The sequence below is a fragment of the Streptomyces sp. A5-4 genome, assembly GCF_051131715.1.
In the GTDB taxonomy this organism is placed as follows: domain Bacteria; phylum Actinomycetota; class Actinomycetes; order Streptomycetales; family Streptomycetaceae; genus Streptomyces.
The window spans coordinates 4,613,905-4,630,692 of sequence record NZ_CP178591.1 but is presented as its reverse complement, the minus strand read 5'-3'; the positions used below and the strand labels follow the sequence as shown (position 1 = coordinate 4,630,692).

Annotated in this window: 14 protein-coding genes; 12 read left to right on the top strand and 2 right to left on the bottom strand. The window is 69.0% G+C overall.

The features are described from left to right. Positions 1-26: 26 nt before the first annotated feature. From ACLLJJ_RS21455 to ACLLJJ_RS21430, 6 genes are all read left to right on the top strand, one after another. Positions 27-302: a hypothetical protein gene (locus tag ACLLJJ_RS21455; protein ID WP_434593997.1), complete on the top strand. Its 276-nt coding sequence runs from the start codon at positions 27-29 to the stop codon at positions 300-302. Positions 303-312: 10 nt separating this feature from the next. Continuing rightward, positions 313-1,677 (top strand): type VII secretion integral membrane protein EccD, encoded by a 1,365-nt coding sequence (eccD, locus tag ACLLJJ_RS21450; protein WP_434593995.1) that lies wholly within the window; start codon positions 313-315, stop codon positions 1,675-1,677. 259 nt (positions 1,678-1,936) lie between these two features. After that, positions 1,937-2,860, top strand: a complete 924-nt coding sequence (locus ACLLJJ_RS21445) for a type VII secretion protein (protein WP_434593993.1) — start codon at positions 1,937-1,939, stop codon at positions 2,858-2,860. Then, the gene (gene eccCa, locus ACLLJJ_RS21440; protein ID WP_434593990.1) at positions 2,857-6,855 is read left to right on the top strand and encodes a type VII secretion protein EccCa; all 3,999 of its coding nucleotides are present in this window, start codon (positions 2,857-2,859) and stop codon (positions 6,853-6,855) included. The genes ACLLJJ_RS21445 and eccCa overlap by 4 nt, the downstream gene beginning before the upstream one ends. Continuing rightward, positions 6,852-8,279 carry a DUF6177 family protein gene (locus tag ACLLJJ_RS21435; RefSeq protein WP_434593987.1) on the top strand — a complete coding sequence of 476 codons (1,428 nt, stop codon included), beginning with the start codon at positions 6,852-6,854 and terminating at the stop codon, positions 8,277-8,279. The genes eccCa and ACLLJJ_RS21435 overlap by 4 nt, the downstream gene beginning before the upstream one ends. Positions 8,280-8,325: 46 nt before the next feature. After that, positions 8,326-8,826, top strand: coding sequence for a hypothetical protein (locus ACLLJJ_RS21430; RefSeq protein WP_434593984.1), 501 nt, complete (start codon positions 8,326-8,328; stop codon positions 8,824-8,826). An 829-nt stretch (positions 8,827-9,655) separates the two neighbouring features. Here ACLLJJ_RS21430 and ACLLJJ_RS21425 read toward each other — a convergent pair. Together ACLLJJ_RS21425 and ACLLJJ_RS21420 are read right to left on the bottom strand one after the other, a co-directional pair. Then, positions 9,656-9,928: a DUF6233 domain-containing protein gene (locus ACLLJJ_RS21425; RefSeq protein WP_434593982.1), complete on the bottom strand. Its 273-nt coding sequence runs from the start codon at positions 9,926-9,928 to the stop codon at positions 9,656-9,658. A 306-nt stretch (positions 9,929-10,234) separates the two neighbouring features. Next, on the bottom strand, positions 10,235-10,675 hold the full coding sequence (locus ACLLJJ_RS21420) for a MarR family winged helix-turn-helix transcriptional regulator (protein ID WP_434593979.1): 441 nt from the start codon (positions 10,673-10,675) through the stop codon (positions 10,235-10,237). A gap of 68 nt (positions 10,676-10,743) precedes the next feature. Between ACLLJJ_RS21420 and ACLLJJ_RS21415 the strand changes: the two genes are divergently transcribed. From ACLLJJ_RS21415 to ACLLJJ_RS21390, 6 genes are all read left to right on the top strand, one after another. Continuing rightward, entirely contained in the window at positions 10,744-12,342 is a 1,599-nt protein-coding gene (locus ACLLJJ_RS21415; protein ID WP_434593977.1) for an FAD-dependent oxidoreductase, read from the top strand. A 38-nt stretch (positions 12,343-12,380) separates the two neighbouring features. After that, entirely contained in the window at positions 12,381-13,532 is a 1,152-nt protein-coding gene (locus ACLLJJ_RS21410; protein WP_434593974.1) for a cyclase family protein, read from the top strand. 19 nt (positions 13,533-13,551) lie between these two features. After that, positions 13,552-13,761 (top strand): hypothetical protein, encoded by a 210-nt coding sequence (locus tag ACLLJJ_RS21405; RefSeq protein ID WP_434593971.1) that lies wholly within the window; start codon positions 13,552-13,554, stop codon positions 13,759-13,761. 38 nt (positions 13,762-13,799) lie between these two features. Beyond that, a complete protein-coding gene (locus ACLLJJ_RS21400; RefSeq protein WP_434593968.1) occupies positions 13,800-15,350 on the top strand; it encodes an MFS transporter in 1,551 nt (516 codons plus the stop codon). 225 nt (positions 15,351-15,575) lie between these two features. Further along, complete coding sequence (locus tag ACLLJJ_RS21395; RefSeq protein ID WP_434593965.1) at positions 15,576-16,157, top strand: carboxypeptidase-like regulatory domain-containing protein; 582 nt, start codon at positions 15,576-15,578, stop codon at positions 16,155-16,157. Positions 16,158-16,491: 334 nt separating this feature from the next. Next, positions 16,492-16,656: a hypothetical protein gene (locus tag ACLLJJ_RS21390; protein WP_434593963.1), complete on the top strand. Its 165-nt coding sequence runs from the start codon at positions 16,492-16,494 to the stop codon at positions 16,654-16,656. Positions 16,657-16,788 lie beyond the last annotated feature (132 nt).

Genomic DNA, 16,788 nt, shown 5'->3' with positions numbered 1-16,788 from the left:
CAGCGCAGAACGGGTAGTTGCTAGCCGTGGCCGCGCAGGATTATGACAGTCAGTTGCTGGAGTCGGTGTCGGTGCGGCGCCGACGGCTGCGGGATGCCTTGTTGTTTGGCGCTCAGCGGCAGCGGCGTTCGGTGGATGAACGTCTGGGGAAGGCGTTGGCCGGGATTGTGATCGCGGCTGTATTGTGCGCAGGCTGCGTGGGCTGGTCGTTCATTTCTCACCGGCTCATCGGAAAGAGCCCGTACGGGCCTTCGGTCCAGCAGTCTTCTACGCCCTCCGTGGCGCCTTCTTCTCGACGATAGGTTCGAACGCGTGATATCTGCGGGGGCTATGAGCCGTACGGCGTTGAGCCGGATCACTCTGGTCGGTGAGCGGCAGCGTGTTGATCTTGTGCTGCCGTCGCAGGAGCCGATCGGCTTGCTGCTGCCCGAGGTGATGCGGCTGTTGGACGACCGGGTGTCGGGGCGGCCGATGCTGCGGCATCTTGTCACGGCGGACGGTTCGGCACTGGCGCATGACAGCACGCTGGAGTCGGCGGGTGTGCCGGATGGTGCGGTGCTGCGGCTGGTGCTGGCGGAGGACGCTCCGTCGGCGCCAGTGGTGCATGACGTGACCGACGAGGCAGCCGACGATCTGGATGTACGGGCGTGGAGGTGGCGGCCCTCGGCCCGGCGGAAGGTGGCGGGGCTCGCGGCCGTCGGCTGGGCGCTGGCGGCCGGAGCACTGGCCCGAGCCGAGTTCGCACTGTCCGCAGTGGGCGGTGCGCTCTCGGCCGTCGCCGTGGTGACGGCGCTCGTGGGCGTCCTGCTCGGAAGGGCTGGTCGGCGCGGCCTGGCCACCACGCTCACCGTCATGGGTGGTGCCACCGGCGTGCTGGGGGCCTGGACGCTGGCGGACGCGCACGACTGGTCCGGCGGAATGCGTCTGGCTGGTGTGGCGGCGGCCTTGGTCGTATCGCTGCTGCTTCTCGGCTGGGTTTCGCCGTTGGGCCGGGGCGGACTGGTCGGTGCGGGGGCCGTGGCTGGAGCGACGGCATGCTGGGACGTCGCGGTCGCGCTGCAGTCGGATGCCGGTACCGCTGTAGGTCAGGCGCGTGCGGGTGCGCTGCTGACGGTCGTGTCGGTGATGGTGCTCGGGCTGCTGCCCCGGCTGGCGCTCATGTCTTCAGGACTGTCCGGGCTCGACGACCGCCGCTCGGGCGGGGCGTCGGTGAGCCGGTACGAGGTGTCGACCGCGCTGGCGGCCACTCATCGCGGGCTGGTGCTCGCCTCGGTCGTCACGGCGGTCTCTGCGGCTGCGGCGGGAGTTCTGGTGCTGCGGACGCCAACGGTGTGGACCGTTCCGCTCGCGGTGATCGTCGCCGTCGTACTGGCTCTGCGGGCGCGGGCGTTCCCGTTGACCGCCGAGGTCGTGGCCTTGACAACAGCCGCTTCGGCGGTATCCGCGCGCCTGGCCTGGGTCTGGCTGGAACGTTACGGCGTGGCCGGCCCCCTGAGCCTCCTGGTAGTGCTCGCCATGGTTCCGCTAGCGGTGCTGTCGGTTCAGCCTGCTGAGCATGTCCGGGTACGGCTGCGGCGGTTCGGCGATGCGCTGGAGTCGATCGGCGTGATCGCTTTGTTCCCTTTGGTGCTCGGCGTGTTCGGTGTGTACGGGCGTCTGCTCGGCACATTCGCGTAGAGGTCCGGCGATGACTCAGGCGGACTGGCAGCGCGATGTGCTGCGCGAGTTGGGCCGGCAGGCTGCCACGGCCGATGAGCTTCCTGCACCTGACCGGCCTGCGCCCGGCCCGCTGGCCGCGCCCTCGCCCGCTTCCTCGGCTGCGACGCCCGGCGAACCACGTGGCGACCTCACCGGCCGAACGGTGGGTGCGGTCCCACCCCCCGGGCAGGCTTCACAGCAGCCCATCGTCCATGCCGCGCGGGGTTCACGGCTTCCCATGGTCACGCCGGAGTCGCTGCCGACCGTTGATCCCCGACTGGCCCATGCCATGGGGCGTCCGCACCACGGCGATTCGATCACCCGGCGTACCGGACGCTCGCTCCAGAAGCTCACCGCTTCAGCCTCACAGGAGGTGACCGAGGAGACGCGTTGCGCACGGGAGGTCCAGCAGCCGGTGACCACTGGGCGGGTAGTCGCGGTTACTTCGATCCGGGGCGGGGTGGGAAAGACCACGGTGGCCGCTTTGCTGGCCCGGACGTTCAACCATTACCGGCACGATCCGGTACTCGCGCTGGAGGCCGACGCCGCCCTCGGTACATTGCCCGTGCGCCTCGGCGCGGAGTCGGTGCGCTGGTCCTGCCGTGAGCTGGCTGAGCTGCTCACACCCTCGATGCAGTTGACTGACGTGACCGGCTACCTTGTGCCGGTGGCAGACGGCGGCTGGCTGCTGCCCGCCAGTCAGGGGCGGGTCGGCGCGCCGCTGGACGTGGCGACGTACCGGATGGTGTCCCTTGCGCTGCGGCGGTATTTCGCTGTCACGGTGGTGGATTGCGAGACGCTGCCGGGTGCGGTGGCCCGTACCGCGATGGACACCGCACATGCCCGGGTCGTCGTCGCACCGTTGACTGCCGAGGGTGTCAACGGCACCCGCGTTGTGCTGGACTGGCTGGCCCAGCTGCCGCATGCGGCGCTCGCCGGCACTGTGGTCGCCCTCACCGCGAACTCACCCGATATGACACTTGATCTCAAGGCGGCCACCGCGCACCTGCGGGAAACGGGAGTCACGGTGGTGGCTCTCCCCTACGACCGTCATCTGGCCCAAGGAGGCCCCATCCACACCGCTCTGCTCGGTCAAGCCACCCGGCAGGCGGCCACTTCGCTGGCCGCCGAGGCGATGGAGCGGGCGGTGAGAGCGCGATGACGCTGCGGCTGGTCCACCGCCCGGCGCGCTCCAACCGGCCCCTCGCCCCGGCGCAGCCCCGCACCATTGAGCCGCCGCCGAATCTACCCGAGGGCAAGACGGGCAGTGCCGCGACCGCACTGTTGCCGATGGCCGGCGTGATGGGCTCGGTCGTGATGATGACCGTGATCCGCTCCAGTCAGTTCGCGGGCCTGGGCGCCGTGGTGCTGGTGATCGCACTGATGGGCGCCGTGGCGCTGTTCCTGTCCCAGAGGGGCAAGGCGCAACGCACCCGGCGCACCCAGCGCGAACGGTATCTCGAGTACCTGGAGGAGCAGCGCGAAGAGCTAGGGACGGCGATGCGGGAGCGCCGCCGGGCAGCCCGACTGCTCAGCCCACCGCCACAAGCGTTGTACGACCTCGTGCGGGATCCGGCGCGGCTGTGGGAACGCCGCCGTACGGATACGGACTTCCTACGGGTGCGCGTCGGAACCGGGGAGGTACCGACACAGCAGCTGTCGATCGGCCAGAACAGCGCCGGGGGCGTGCTGACGCCGCCCGACCCGTTCATGCTCAACGAGGCCCGCGCGCTGGTGGCCCGGTTCGCCACAGCGACGGAATCTCCGCTGACGGCGCCTTTGGACCGGGCTGGGAACGTCAGTATCGTCGGGGAACGCGAAGGTGTACTGCGCGTTGCCCGGGGCCTGTTGATACAGACTGCCGTCACACACGCACCCGACGACGTGGCGATCGGGCTCGGCGTGCCCGGCGAACGGTTGCCAGATTGGGACTGGGCCAAGTGGCTGCCCCACGTACTGGATCCACAGGAGAGCGACGGACCGGTCTCGGCGCGCCGGATCGCCCCCAGCCTGCCTCAGCTGGCCCGGTTGATCGCCGCCGAGCTGCGTCAGCGGTCCTCTTACGCCGCAGAGGTGCGGCGGGGCCTGTCCGACAGGAACGCTCTGAAGCTCGCCAGTCGGCTGGTGGTGGTCAGCGACGAGTACGGGGAGACCGCTGCCGAGCTGCCCCGCCCTGATGCGGCTGTTTCCCTGGCCGACATGGGCGTCACCGTGCTGCACCTGTTGGAGCAGCAGGTGCACGAGCCGGATCAGGTGACCGTGCGCATCACGGTCGACGGCGACCAGGTTGTGATCGAGGATCTACGGACTCCCGACGACCCGGCTGCCTCCGGGACCTCGGATGTCATCAACGCCGCGGGAGCCGAAGGAGTCGCGCGCATGCTGGCTCCGCTGCGGCTGTCCGCCGAGTCGGTGGCCGACGGCACCCCGGTGTCCGGACCCGTTGATTTCCCCACACTGCTGGGGATCGACGATCCCGCAGTCTTGGACATCGACCGGCTGTGGGCGCCGCGCGGCGAGCGCGCGTTCCTGCGTGTGCCGATCGGCGTGAACGACCGGCACGAGCCGGTGCTGCTGGACCTGAAGGAGTCCTCCGAGCTGGGCATGGGCCCGCACGGTCTGTGCGTGGGCGCGACCGGTTCCGGCAAGAGCGAACTACTGCGCACCCTCGTCCTCGCCCTGGTGACCTCCCATCCGCCGGAGGATCTGGCGATGGTCCTGGTCGACTACAAGGGCGGCGCGACGTTTGCCCCGTTCGCCGATCTGCCGCACGTCGCCGGGGTGATCACGAACCTGGAAAACCAGGCCGGGCTCGTCGAGCGCGTCCACACCAGCCTCGCGGGCGAGGTCAAGCGCCGCCAGCAGGTACTGAAGGACGCCGGCAACGTGGCGGACATCGGCCACTACGCGGCGCTGCGCGCCAAGCGCCCGGACCTGGACGCGCTCCCTCACCTCTTCGTGGTGATCGACGAATTCGGTGAGCTTCTCACCGCCAAGCCGGACTTCATCGACCTGTTCCTGTCCATCGGTCGCATCGGCCGCTCCATCGGTGTGCATCTGCTGCTGTCCAGCCAGCGCATCGAGGGCGGCAAGCTCAAGGGCCTGGACACGTACCTCTCGTACCGGCTCGGTCTGCGGACCTTCTCCGCCGACGAGTCGCGCACGGTGCTGGACACCACCGACGCGTTCCATCTGCCGCCGCTGCCAGGTTTCGGCTATCTCAAGGTCGACACATCGACGTACGAACGGTTCAAAGCGGGGTACGTCTCCGGCACCTACCGGGGCCCGGCCCTGGCTGAGGTGGTCGACAACCGACCGCTGGCCCTGGCATACCCCACCTTCAACTCCCCTGCCAACAAACGGATGTCGGAGGCCGGAGCCGAGCCGACGATGCGAGAGAGGGAAACCGGCCCGACTGTGATGTCCACCATGGTCGACCAGCTCCGTACCGCTGCCGAGCCCGTACGCCGCGTATGGCTGCCCCCGCTGCCCGGCGCCATCAGCCTCGACTCGGCCGCAGGGCCCCTCCAGGTCTCCGAGCGCGGTATGCACCTCGCCCACCCCACAGGCGCGATGCGGGTGCCGCTTGGGCTGCTCGATGACCCCGCCCGGCAGTGGCAAGGCCCGTGGACGCTCGACCTCACCGTGTCCGGCGGCCACGTCGCAGTCATCGGCGGCCCTCAGTCGGGCAAGACCACCCTGCTGCGCACCCTCGCGCTCTCACTCGCTCTGACCCACACCCCGACCGAAGTCGCCTTGTACGGGCTGGACCTGGTGGGCGGCGGCCTCTCAACCCTGGCTGGCCTGCCGCATGTAGGCGGTATCGCCGGACGGGCCGACCACGAACGCGCGGCGCGCACCGTCGCCGAGGTCCGTGCCACACTCGCCGCCCGCGAGGAACTCTTCCGCGAGCACGGCATCGACTCTCTCGAGCAGCTCCGCCACCTGCGCGCCCAGGGCCGACTGCCCGAACTCGGCGCCACCGACATCGTGCTGCTCATCGACGGGTTCGGTGCGCTGCGCGATGAGTTCGCCCATCTCGACGACACCATCGCCGACCTCCTCAAGCGCGGCAGCGGCTACGGCATCCACATCGTGGCGGGCATGCTGCGCTGGAACGACGTACGCATCGCCACCCAGTCGATGTTCGGCACCCAGCTCGAACTGCGCCTCAACGACCCCTCCGACTCCTCCATCGACCGCAAGCTCTCCGAGACCCTCGCCACCGACACGCCTGGCCGTGTCCTCACTGACGGCAAGCTGTTCGCCCAGGCAGCCCTGCCCCGTATCGACGGCAACCCCTCCTCCGGCAATCTCGGACCGGCCCTGGAAAATGCGGCGCGGGCGATCCGCACCACTTGGCACGGCGAACTCGCCGCTCCCGTACGGGTCTTGCCCACGCGGTTGCCCGTGCAGCTGCTGCCGTCTGTGACCGCCGAGCCGAAGCGGATCCCGATCGGTGTTGACCAGGACGCGCTGGACCCTGCCCTCCTCGACCTCTTCGTACACGACCAGCACCTGCTGATCCTCGGAGACAACGAATGCGGCAAGACCAACCTTCTGAGGCTCGTGGTCCAGCAGCTTATCGACCGTTACAGCGACGACGAGCTGGTCTTCGCCGTCTTCGACCCGCGTCGCGGACTGCGCGGCGTCGTCCCCGAGCCGTACCGCGGCGGCTACGCCCACAACGCCAAGATCAGTGCGGGGCTCGCCTCCGGAATCGCCACCGAGCTGGAGAAGCGCCTGCCCGACGAGAACGTCGACCACGACACCCTTCCAGACGGCCCTGCCTTCACCGGCCCCCGCATCGTCATCCTCGTCGACGACTACGACATCCTCACCACCGCCGGCCAGCAGCCCCTCGCCCCCTTCCTGCCCTACGTTTCGTCCGCGCAGGACATCGGCCTGCACTTCGTCGTCGCCCGCCGCGCCGCCGGCTCCTCGCGCGCCCTGTACGAGCCCTTCCTGACCACCCTGCGTGAGACCGGCACCGCCGCACTCGTGATGACGGGCGACCGGACCGAGGGCCAGCTCTTCCCCGGCCTGTACGCGTCCGCGCAGCCATCCGGCCGGGGAACGCTGGTCCGCCGCGGTCGTCCCCACCAGCTCATCCAGACCGCCCTCGTGCCCGAGGCAACAGAAACAGAGCACCCGTGACCAAGGACGTCATCGCCCTCACCCCGCAGATGCCCGACATTCGCACGATCCTTGCGGGCCTCTACGCCGGAGGGCCCGAGGTGGCAATCAACACCACGGCAGACGGAGCCGTCATCCAACTCTGCACCCCGGGCGGACGCTCCCTGGTCTCCATCGAAGCCCCGATTCTCCTCCAAGTGCCGGGCGAGACCAGACGGCTCCTTGACGCCGACACGGGCGCCTGGGACAGCCCACTGTGGTGGACCGAAGCCCGCGCCATCACCACCGCCCCCGAGGCCGAACTTCTCGCCCAGTCCTTCGCCGGCCGCCTCGTCTCCGTACTCAGCGGCACCATCTGGCCCGCAGGACCGCTAACGACCGACGTCGTCCCCCTCACCACGGACACGGCCGCCACCCCGCCCACCGACACCGCCCCCCTGGGCATCGACGTGTTCACCGACAAGGCTGCGGTTGTCATCCAGGACCGCCCCGTCGTCGCCATGACCAGTTGGCTCTCGGAAGCCCTGCGCGTCGCCAATGCCAGCGACCGCGCCCTCCAGATCGTCACACCCAAATCCTCCCGCCTCACCCTCCCCACCCGCATCGCTCTACGCGGCCACCCCAACCGCTGGGTCGTGCAAGACCCCCAAGGCGGCTACTACGACGGCCTCTCCGGCGCCGTACTGCACTGGCACAACGGAGTCTTCGCCCCCGCCCGAACAGACGCCGGCGCCACCCCCGTCGCTCAGGCGTTCACCCAGGCCTCCACCACCGGCGAGTGCCAGCTCATCGTTTCCCTCCGCACGCGGTACGCACCGGAGGCCGACCTCATGCTGGGCTCCGCACTCGAAACCGCCTGGGAACATCTCACCGGCGCGCCTCCAGCCGGCTGGAGCACCGCCGAGCCGGTCAACCTCCCTTGGTCTCCCCGTGTGTTGACCGACCTCGCCCGCAATCGCGCTCCCCAACCCACGTGGCTCGTCGCCGTCGGCCACCCCGAGCGCCCCGCAATCGCCACCGTCCACATCACTCGCACCACAGCAGGCGTCGAGGAAGACATCACCCTCGCTCTGGGGTACGGTCCCGGCGAGATCCCGCCCCTTGGCGCCGTCGAAGGACTCGCCGACACGCTGGCCGCCGAGCACCACCTGACTTCGATGCTCACTTCGCTCCGTCCCGCGTGCCGCGACCTCACCGTCCCGCCGCAGTTCGAGGCGCCCCCCATACCTGTCGCCTTCACTCTCGGCACCGACACAGTCCACGAAGTCGGACTGGCCCATGCCAGCCGCCCACCCCTGGCGCCGCACCCGATCCAGATCGGCCCAGCAGCACGTCCCGCCCTCCACTACCTCCTCGGCGACGGCACCAATGCTCAGGCGGGGACCATGCTCCAACAGTTGACACAGCACCTGAAGAAAGCGCAGATGGGCCACACCGGCCGGTAGAAGCGCGGATGGCTGGGCGCACGCAGTCCAAGAGCGTTCCACACCCATGTGCACCGATGAGGCGGATACCGTTCACGGAGAGCGCGCCGGGCGGGCGTCCGCATGGGGGATGGCTCATACGGTGACCGCGTGCCGGAAGCAGGAGGGCGACTCCGTTCCCATCGGTTTGGGTCCATCGAACAGCGGTCCGCTGGACGGCCCGCCGATCGACACCCATTTACCTATCCCAGCGCCCGAAGTGCGGGCCGCCTATTTCTCTCGGTTCGCCGCCGAGCACGACCGTGCCGGGCAGTTGGAGACTGTCAAAGCTGAACTGCTCGCCGACCTCGGTACGTCCACTCAGGTCTTCACCATCGTCACGCTCGTCCCAGATCTGGGAGGCGGGATGACGATCGGCACGGCAACCGTGAAGGCGTATCAGGAGCAGACGGTCGGAGGCAGCCCAATGATCGTCAACGGCAGCGGGATCAACTGGATACGCGCACAGTTGGGTGCGGGACGGTTGACCGCAGACGGCTCGTCCGGGCCCGATCAGAAGGCCACGTGATTGGCCTGTCATCTACATGCGACAGGATCAGGCGCCTTCGCGGCCACCGTGGACCGTACGGGTCGAGGCAACTCGACCCAGGCCGACGTCGGCGATGAGCATCTCGCCGACGAACTGCTCAGCACTTGCCGAGCAGGCTCCGGGCCGACGCAACTTCGATCGCTCTTTCAACGGAGAGAGCTGATAGTGCGATTGTCCGGATGGCACAGTTCTTGCCCAGAGCCCGCCTGCGATCACAAGCCTGACCACAGGGCCATCTGCACCGTGGCGGCACGCTCGGCCACCAGATGGCCACCACGCCGACCCGAACGGACTGAAGTGGACGGACGGCAAAGAACAAAAGGCCAGGTCACGGCCCTGCAGAGCGGATTCAGTACGCACGGTCAAACATCGACCTACGCATTGCGATGCGTAGATCACACGCGCCCGTTCAACCCGAATTCCAAGGTCACCGAAACGAAGAAACCCCAGATCAGAAGCCTGACCTGGGGTTCTCCATGGAGCCGCCTTCGGGATTCGAACCCGAGACCTACGCATTACGAGACCGAGAGCGCTCATGTCGGATGGTGCCGCACGGTGCTGTCTGATGACGTTTTGCCTGATCAGGCCATGCCCAGCAGGTTTCCGCGTGCGGCCTCGTGCTGGCTTGTCCGAAGGCGTCCGTCCACCGGCTGTCCACCGGAGCGCGTCTGCAAGCCGCTCCCAGTGACCGCCTGGTTGCGCTGCTGGACCGGCCGGTAACCGATTCCGTGCGCAGTCCGACGTACTTGTCGGGGACCGACAAACCCCAGTCGACGGTCGACGCTGTGGCCGGGTGGTCACCGGTAGGTCACGGCACGTCGATGCCCGGTTCGCTGTCGGGTCGGCATCGCGGGCACGGCACGAATCCGGGGCCGGTAAGAGCAACCCGCGCCTCGTCGGCCCTGATCGCCGACAACGCTTCGCCGCTCACCGGGCAGTCGGTCAGGCAGAGCACGGCGGTCCGTGACCACGGTGGCCGCTCGTCGACGAGGTAGCCGATTCGCGGCTGCGGGGCAGCCACGAGAGGTATCTCCGCGCCGCTCATGCGGCGCCACTCGACGACGCGAGAGGAACGCCTCACTCAGCTTGCCCTGGGACGGTTCGCTCATCGAGTCCCAGGAGGTCAGCACGCTCGTCGCGCTCGCCGTCGAACCACGTTGGTAGGCCCTGCGGGCGCAACGCACCCTGCACTTCTCGACGGAAACCGCCAGTGGGTCGTCACCGCGTACGCGCTCGCCTTCGACACGCTGCTACTCGCTCATCGCCTCATCCCACCGGCCATCACAGCGAATCGGTAGGGGACGGAACTCCACAACCGCCACCGTCCGAACGGAGCAGAACATGACCGAGACGAAGACGCAGGCACCCACGAGGGCCCGCCGGTTCATCACCCCGGCCACGCCCGCGCCAGGGCATCCCGCAGGTCCGCCAGCGACCCGGGTCCCAGTTGGCCTGCCAGAACCTGTTCCAGGTCATCAAGAATTCCTGACGCGACGTCACAACGCCGACGCCCCGCGTCGGTCAGTCCGATCAGTGTGCTGCGCGGGAATCCCGGCCCCGGCGCACTGGTCAGCAGGCCTTCGTCGAGGAGCTGCGTGACGGCGCGGTGCATCGTCTGGCGGGTGACGCCGGCGCGGCGGGCGAGTTCGGCGATGCTCAGCGGTGCGTCACGGCCCAGGTGTGCGAGTACGGCCGCGTGGGCCGGCGTGATGGAGTCCACGCCGGCGGCGTCCAGTCGCTCCATCAGCTCGTCGGAGAACCACCGGACACCCCGTTGCATGAGTGTGAGGAGGGGCGGGTTCACGTCCGGGGCATCCTCGGCACTCATTGCTCGCGTTCCTTTCAATCATGTAACCTCCTGCGTCAGCATCGCTGACGCAGGAGGAGTTGATAGCCATGACAGGCTATGACGTTGATGTCCTCGTCGCCGGGGCCGGCCCGGTCGGACTCACAGCGGCACTGCAACTGGCCCAGCGCGGCGTTTCGGTTCGCCTGGCGGATGCCGCGCCCGGCCCGGCCACGACCAGCCGCGCGCTGGGTACGCACGCCCGCAGCCTGGAGATCTACGATCAACTCGGGATCCTCGGCGACATCGCTCCGCACGGAACGAGGATCAACGGATTCATCCGCCATCAGGCCGGCTCCACGACCCGGCTCGACTTCGACTACGGCGACCTGGCGACCCGGTTTCCGTACATGTTCAATATCGATCAGGTGATCACTGAACGCGTCCTTCGCGGACATGTCGCCACGGCCGGGGTCGAGGTGGAGTGGAACACCAGGCTGGAAACCTTCCAGCACGACGACGAAGCCGTCACGGCCGTGTTGCGCAGCGGGGATGGCTCCGGCACGGGGCAGGAGACCGTACGTGCCCGATACCTCTGGGGCTGCGACGGCGGACACTCCACCGTCCGCAAGACCCTTGAGCTCCCCCTGAAGGGCGAAGCCGTCCACACTTGGCTGATCGCCGACGCGATCGTGCACACCGACCTGGAGCGAGACGGCGTGCACTGGCTGTTCCCGGCCGGCGGCGCGCTGATGATGTTCCCTTTTCCGGATCCGGGCAAGTGGCGACTGCTGGACACGACCGGCGAAGGGGAGGCCGAGCAACCCGGGCAGATCGCCCGGCAGTTCAGCACCAAGCTGTCGCAGGCACTGGGTCGCGACACCGTCGTGGACAACCCCACCTGGGCGTCGAAATTCACCGTCCAGCAGCGCGCGGTACCCGCGATGCACGTCGGGCGCTGTTTCGTCTCCGGTGACGCCGCCCATGTCCACTCTCCGGCGTCCGGGCAGGGCCTCAACACCGGCATCCAGGACGCGTACAACCTGGCGTGGAAGCTGGCCATGGTCGTGCACGGCCACGCCGACGCCGCATTGCTCGACACCTATGACGCCGAACGCGTTCCCATCGGCCAGGCCCTGCTCGCCTCCACCGGAGAGGTCATGAACAACGCCATGGTCGACACCGGCACCACCAAGGAAGCCCTGGAGGAGGACCGTGGCTTCATGCGCCAGCTCATTCGGAACATGTCCGGTCTGAGCATCTCCTACCTCGACAGCCCGCTGACGGTGCCCGGCGACGAGTCGGCTGCGGGTCCGCGCCCCGGTCAGCGACTCACCCAGATCACCGCCGCCGACGCCCAGTCACCCGGCTGGCTGGCACTGCGCGCGTTGCTCAGGACCTCGGCCTGGCACCTGCTTGTTTTCGCCGGGAGCAAGCACGCCACCAGTCAGGACCAGATCACCGCGGAGACCGGCTCGCTGCCGGCCTGGCTGGACAAGGTGACGATCAGTCGGCGTCGGCCGGATGAGGACGGCCACGGCGTATGGGATCCCGACGGCCGAGTCCAGGACACGCTGGCCGCGACTGAAGGAGACTGGATCCTCGTCCGCCCCGACGGTTATCTCAGCGCTCGCGGCACCGGCGGCACCAGCCTCCGCGATGCCCTGGACGGGGTGGCCGGCCTCCACATGAGGGGGTCAGCGCGATAGAGGGCTCGTTGCTGCACAAAGGAATCCCGCTGGTAGCGGTGAGCGACGTGCTCACGATCAGCATGCACCACCACGCGCTGCCCCGTCTCGAAACGCTCGGCCGCACCACTGCCGGCGACACCGCCCACACTGCCCGGTGCACCGCGGCGAGGTATGCCCACCTTCACCGTCGGCGGAGAGTACCCGACACGGGGGACTTGAAGGTCGAGGCCTTCTTCCGCCCCACCGACGGCCTCAAGATCATCGGTGAGACCACTGCACGTGCCCGCCAGAGTTCGTCGGCGCGGAATCGCCGACGCAGACAGGAGCAGAGAATGGCCGAGGACGAGCTGCCGAGCAACTGGGCACGGTGGGGTGGCGACGACCAGCTCGGCACCCTGAACCTGATCGATACAACGGCACGTGCCCGGGCGGCCACCGAGGTGCGCGAGGCGCGGCACGTCAGCCTTGCCCGGTCCGTCGATCCGGTGCCGCTCACAACCGGGCTCGGGCCGGTCGGGGGTCCGGCGACGATGCCGGCCGGCGTGCTGCAGATGGTGAACTTCAACGGGGCGAAGCCGCTCGCGTTGACCGATTCGCTCCTCGTCAACACCCACAACGCCGCGTTGACTCATCTCGATGCCGTGTCCCACATGCCGGTCGGTGATCAGATCTACCCGGGCGTGCCGGTGCAGGAGGCCGTCACGCCGACCGGCGTCACCCACGGCTCGGCCGAGCCCTTCACAGCGGGCATCGTCACACGCGGCATACTTCTGGACCTGGCGCCGGAGCGCGGCAGCCTCCCGGCCGACCAGTACATCGGGGCGGCGGATCTCGACGACGCGCTCGCCCGTACCGGCGTCTCGTTCGAGTCAGGGGACGCGCTGGTGCTGCGTGGCGGGTGGGACATCAACCTGCCGGTCGGCCAACCGGTGCCCGGTCTCGACCTGAGCGCGGTCAGGTGGATGGACGAACACGGGGTCAGTGTCTACGTCGGCGACATCGGCGACCGGCGTCCGCCTGAATTCCCGATGCCCGTGCACCAGGTCGCGCTCGCCCGGCTCGGCCTGCCACTGGTCGACGCCGCACACCTCGATGACCTCGCCGAGGTCTGCGCATCACTCGGCCGCTGGACCTTCATGCTCGTTCTGGCCCCACCGCGCATCACCAAGACCACCGGACTCCTCGTCAATCCGCTCGCCATCTTCTGACCGACGAAGGCAAGGGCTCATGGCCGCACCTGATCCGGAAGACGGACGGGCGATCGACTCCGAGACCCACTTCAAGATCGTCGCATTCCTTCCGCACATGTTCCTCGGCGGCGTCTTCTCCCGGCCGCTCCTGGAGCGGCGGGCGGCCGACACCGACTACCTCCAGCGCTACGTAAACACCGCCGTCCTCCCCCTTGCTGCTGCACGCCTGACCGCCTCCGGCCACTGACGGCCTCCGGCTCCCGACAGACCTGGAAGGATCACGCAATGCCCACCCCACCCGACGCGCGCGAGCGGCCGGCCGCGGCCTCGTCCGCACAGCCGCCCCCGGGCGCCCCGGCCGCGCACCACGTGCCCCACCGCTGGTGGGTGCTGGCTGTCATCGGCCTCGCCCAGCTGATGGTGACGCTCGACATGACCATCGTGAACATCGCCCTGCCGTCCGCCCAGGCGGACCTGGTCTTCTCCGACGACGGCCGTCAGTGGGTCGTCACCGCCTACTCGCTCGCCTTCGGTAGCCTCCTGCTGCTCGGTGGCAAGCTGTCCGACCTTTTCGGACGTAAGACAACGCTGCTCATCGGTCTCATAGGGTTCGGGGGCTCGTCCGCCCTCGCCGGTGCCGCCACCGGCTTTTCGATGCTCGTCGCGGGCCGCACCCTGCAGGGTGTGTTCGGCGCGGTCCTCGCGCCGACCGCGATGTCGCTGCTGACGACGACGTTCACCGAGCCGAAGCAGCGCGCCCGCGCGTTCGGCGTCTTCGGTGCGATCGCGGGTTCCGGTGGTGCCATCGGCATGCTGCTCGGCGGTTTCCTCACCGAGCACCTCGACTGGCGCTGGACGCTCTACGTCAACCTGGTCATCGCCGCGGTCGCGGTCGTCGGCGCGATCGTCTTCGTCCGCAAGCCCGCGCCCGGCCCGCGCCCGAAGCTGGACCTGCTGGGCACGCTGCTCGTCGCGGCGGGCCTGTTCAGCATCGTCTTCGGTTTCTCCAACGCCGAGACGCACAGCTGGGGCAACTGGATGTGCTGGGTGTTCCTGGCCGCGGGTGTCGTTCTGCTCGCGCTGTTCATCTTCTGGCAGACGCGGGCCAAGCATCCGCTGCTGCCGCTGCGCGTCCTTGCCGACCGCAACCGCGCTGCGTCCTTCGTGAGCGTGTTCATCGCCGGTGCGGGCATGTTCGGGATCTTCCTGTTCCTGACGTACTACCTGCAGATCATCCTCGGCAAGAGCCCGCTGGAGACGGGCGTCGCCTTCCTGCCGATGATCCTGTCGCTGATGGTGATGGCGCAGATCGCCCCCATCGTGCTCGTCCCGAAGCTTGGCCCGAAGCCGGTCGTGCCGGTCGGCATGGGGCTGGTCGCGGGCGGCCTGGTCTGGCTGACACAGCTCGGCGTGGACAGCTCGTACGCGGCGCACGCCCTGCCGCCGCTGATCGTGATCGGCCTCGGCACCGGCATGGTGGTGCCTGTCGCGATAAGCCTCGGCACTCTCGGGGTCGCCCCGAAGGACCAGGGTGTCGCCGCCGCGACCGTCAACACTATGCAGCAGGTCGGCGGTTCGATCGGTACGGCGCTGTTCAGCACCATGGCCGCGACGGCCATCTCGAACTACATAGCCGACCACGGTGTCTCGAAGGCCAGCCAGGCCGAGGCCGCCGTGCACAGCTACGCGACCGCGTACTGGTGGGCCGCCGGATTCTTCGCGGCCGGTCTCATCGTCTCGGGCCTGCTGTACCGCGCGGGCCGTCCGCAGGCCCCCACGCAGCAGAAGTCCGGGCCGGCGGTCGAGGCGCCACCGAGGCGGCCGGCGCGGCCGTGACCGCGGCCTCTCCCGTCGCCACTGCCCCCGCGGTGGCGGGCCCGGGCGTGCACGGCCGGATCACCGACGGGCAGGGCGCTCCCCTGACGGGCGCCGTCGTCACCCTGATCGACCGCACCGGCGCCCAGCTCGGCCGCGGCGCCGCCGCCTTTGACGGCAGCTACGCGGTGTCGGCCCCCTCCGCCGACGGTAACGGTTACGTCCTTGTCAGCTCGGCTCCCGGCCGTGACCAGGGTCGCCACGCTCGCGCTGCGCGCGGACGAGCCGGTCGACTTCGACCTCGTCCTCAGCGGCGACGGCGGCCCCTACGGCACCGCGCGAGCCGAGTCCGACTCGGCCCCCGTCGCCGCCGCGCTCGTCGTCACCACCGACGAGCGCGGCGAGACCGTCGGCTCGACGCTCACCGACACTGACGACGGCCATGCGCTCCCCCACCTCCCGCCAGACGCTTACACGTTAACCACCAGCGCGGAGGGCTTCCAGCCCTACGCGGGCCAGGCCCACGTCGCGAACGGCACCGCCACCCTCCAGGACGCCGTGCTGCGCTCCGCCGCGGCCCTGACCGGCACGGTCGGCGACACCGACCGACTCCCCCGTGAACGGCGCCCGCGTCACCCTCTCGACCAGGTGGGCAATGTGGTCGCGGTGCACACCACCGGCTCCGACGGCGCGTACGCGCTCGCCGGCCTGTCCGGCGCCACGTACACGGTGATCGCCAGCGGTTACCCTCCGGTGTCGCAGCCGGTCACGGTGGCGGGCAGCGGCAACCCGAGCGACCTCGACATCGCGCTCACTTACGGGGACTGACACCGCTGTCAACCCGGACACACACCGCCGCGGGCCGCCAGGGACAGCAAGCGACCGTCACCGAAAACGTCATCACCGTCCGACGGGCACCGCGCTCCTCAGCAATTCCTGACCGAGGGAGTCCGGCCGTAGAGAACGGCGGATAACCTGCCACCTGGGATGTTCCCCGCCGGTCGGCAGCACGGGTGCGGTAACCGACGATGAGGAGACAGGCCATGGCGACCACCGCCCGCGCCACCGTGCAGCACGAAGACGAGCGGGTACGGGTCACCCGCTGGGACTTCGAGCCCGGACAGAGCACCGGTACGTCACGTGCACGTACGACTACGCCGTCGTGCCCGTCACCGACGGGCACACGGACGTGATCACCCCCGACGGCACGGTCACCTCCTCGCAACTGCGGGCAGGCGAGTCCTACGCACGCCCGGCCGGCGGCGAACACGAAGTCGTCAACGCCGCCACCGCCCCGCTGGTCTTCGTCGAGATCGAACTGAAGTAACCAGTAGCCGAAGTCAACGAAATCCGTCGAGCGCCCGGCCGGCCCATGTGGCTACGGTACGGCGATGATCAGCACTTACCGCCCCGCCCGGGCCGCCACCCTTGCGGACATCGACGCCCTCGTCTCCACAAT

What these genes read in the sequence shown, in the direction of transcription:
- ACLLJJ_RS21445 (WP_434593993.1), top strand. Translation starts at nt 1,937, where the DNA reads ATGGTCACGCCGGAGTCGCTGCCGACCGTTGATCCCCGACTGGCCCAT.
- eccCa (WP_434593990.1), top strand. Translation starts at nt 2,857, where the DNA reads ATGACGCTGCGGCTGGTCCACCGCCCGGCGCGCTCCAACCGGCCCCTC.
- ACLLJJ_RS21430 (WP_434593984.1), top strand. Translation starts at nt 8,326, where the DNA reads ATGTGCACCGATGAGGCGGATACCGTTCACGGAGAGCGCGCCGGGCGG.
- ACLLJJ_RS21420 (WP_434593979.1), bottom strand. Translation starts at nt 10,675, where the DNA reads ATGAGTGCCGAGGATGCCCCGGACGTGAACCCGCCCCTCCTCACACTC.
- ACLLJJ_RS21415 (WP_434593977.1), top strand. Translation starts at nt 10,744, where the DNA reads ATGACAGGCTATGACGTTGATGTCCTCGTCGCCGGGGCCGGCCCGGTC.
- ACLLJJ_RS21405 (WP_434593971.1), top strand. Translation starts at nt 13,552, where the DNA reads ATGGCCGCACCTGATCCGGAAGACGGACGGGCGATCGACTCCGAGACC.
- ACLLJJ_RS21400 (WP_434593968.1), top strand. Translation starts at nt 13,800, where the DNA reads ATGCCCACCCCACCCGACGCGCGCGAGCGGCCGGCCGCGGCCTCGTCC.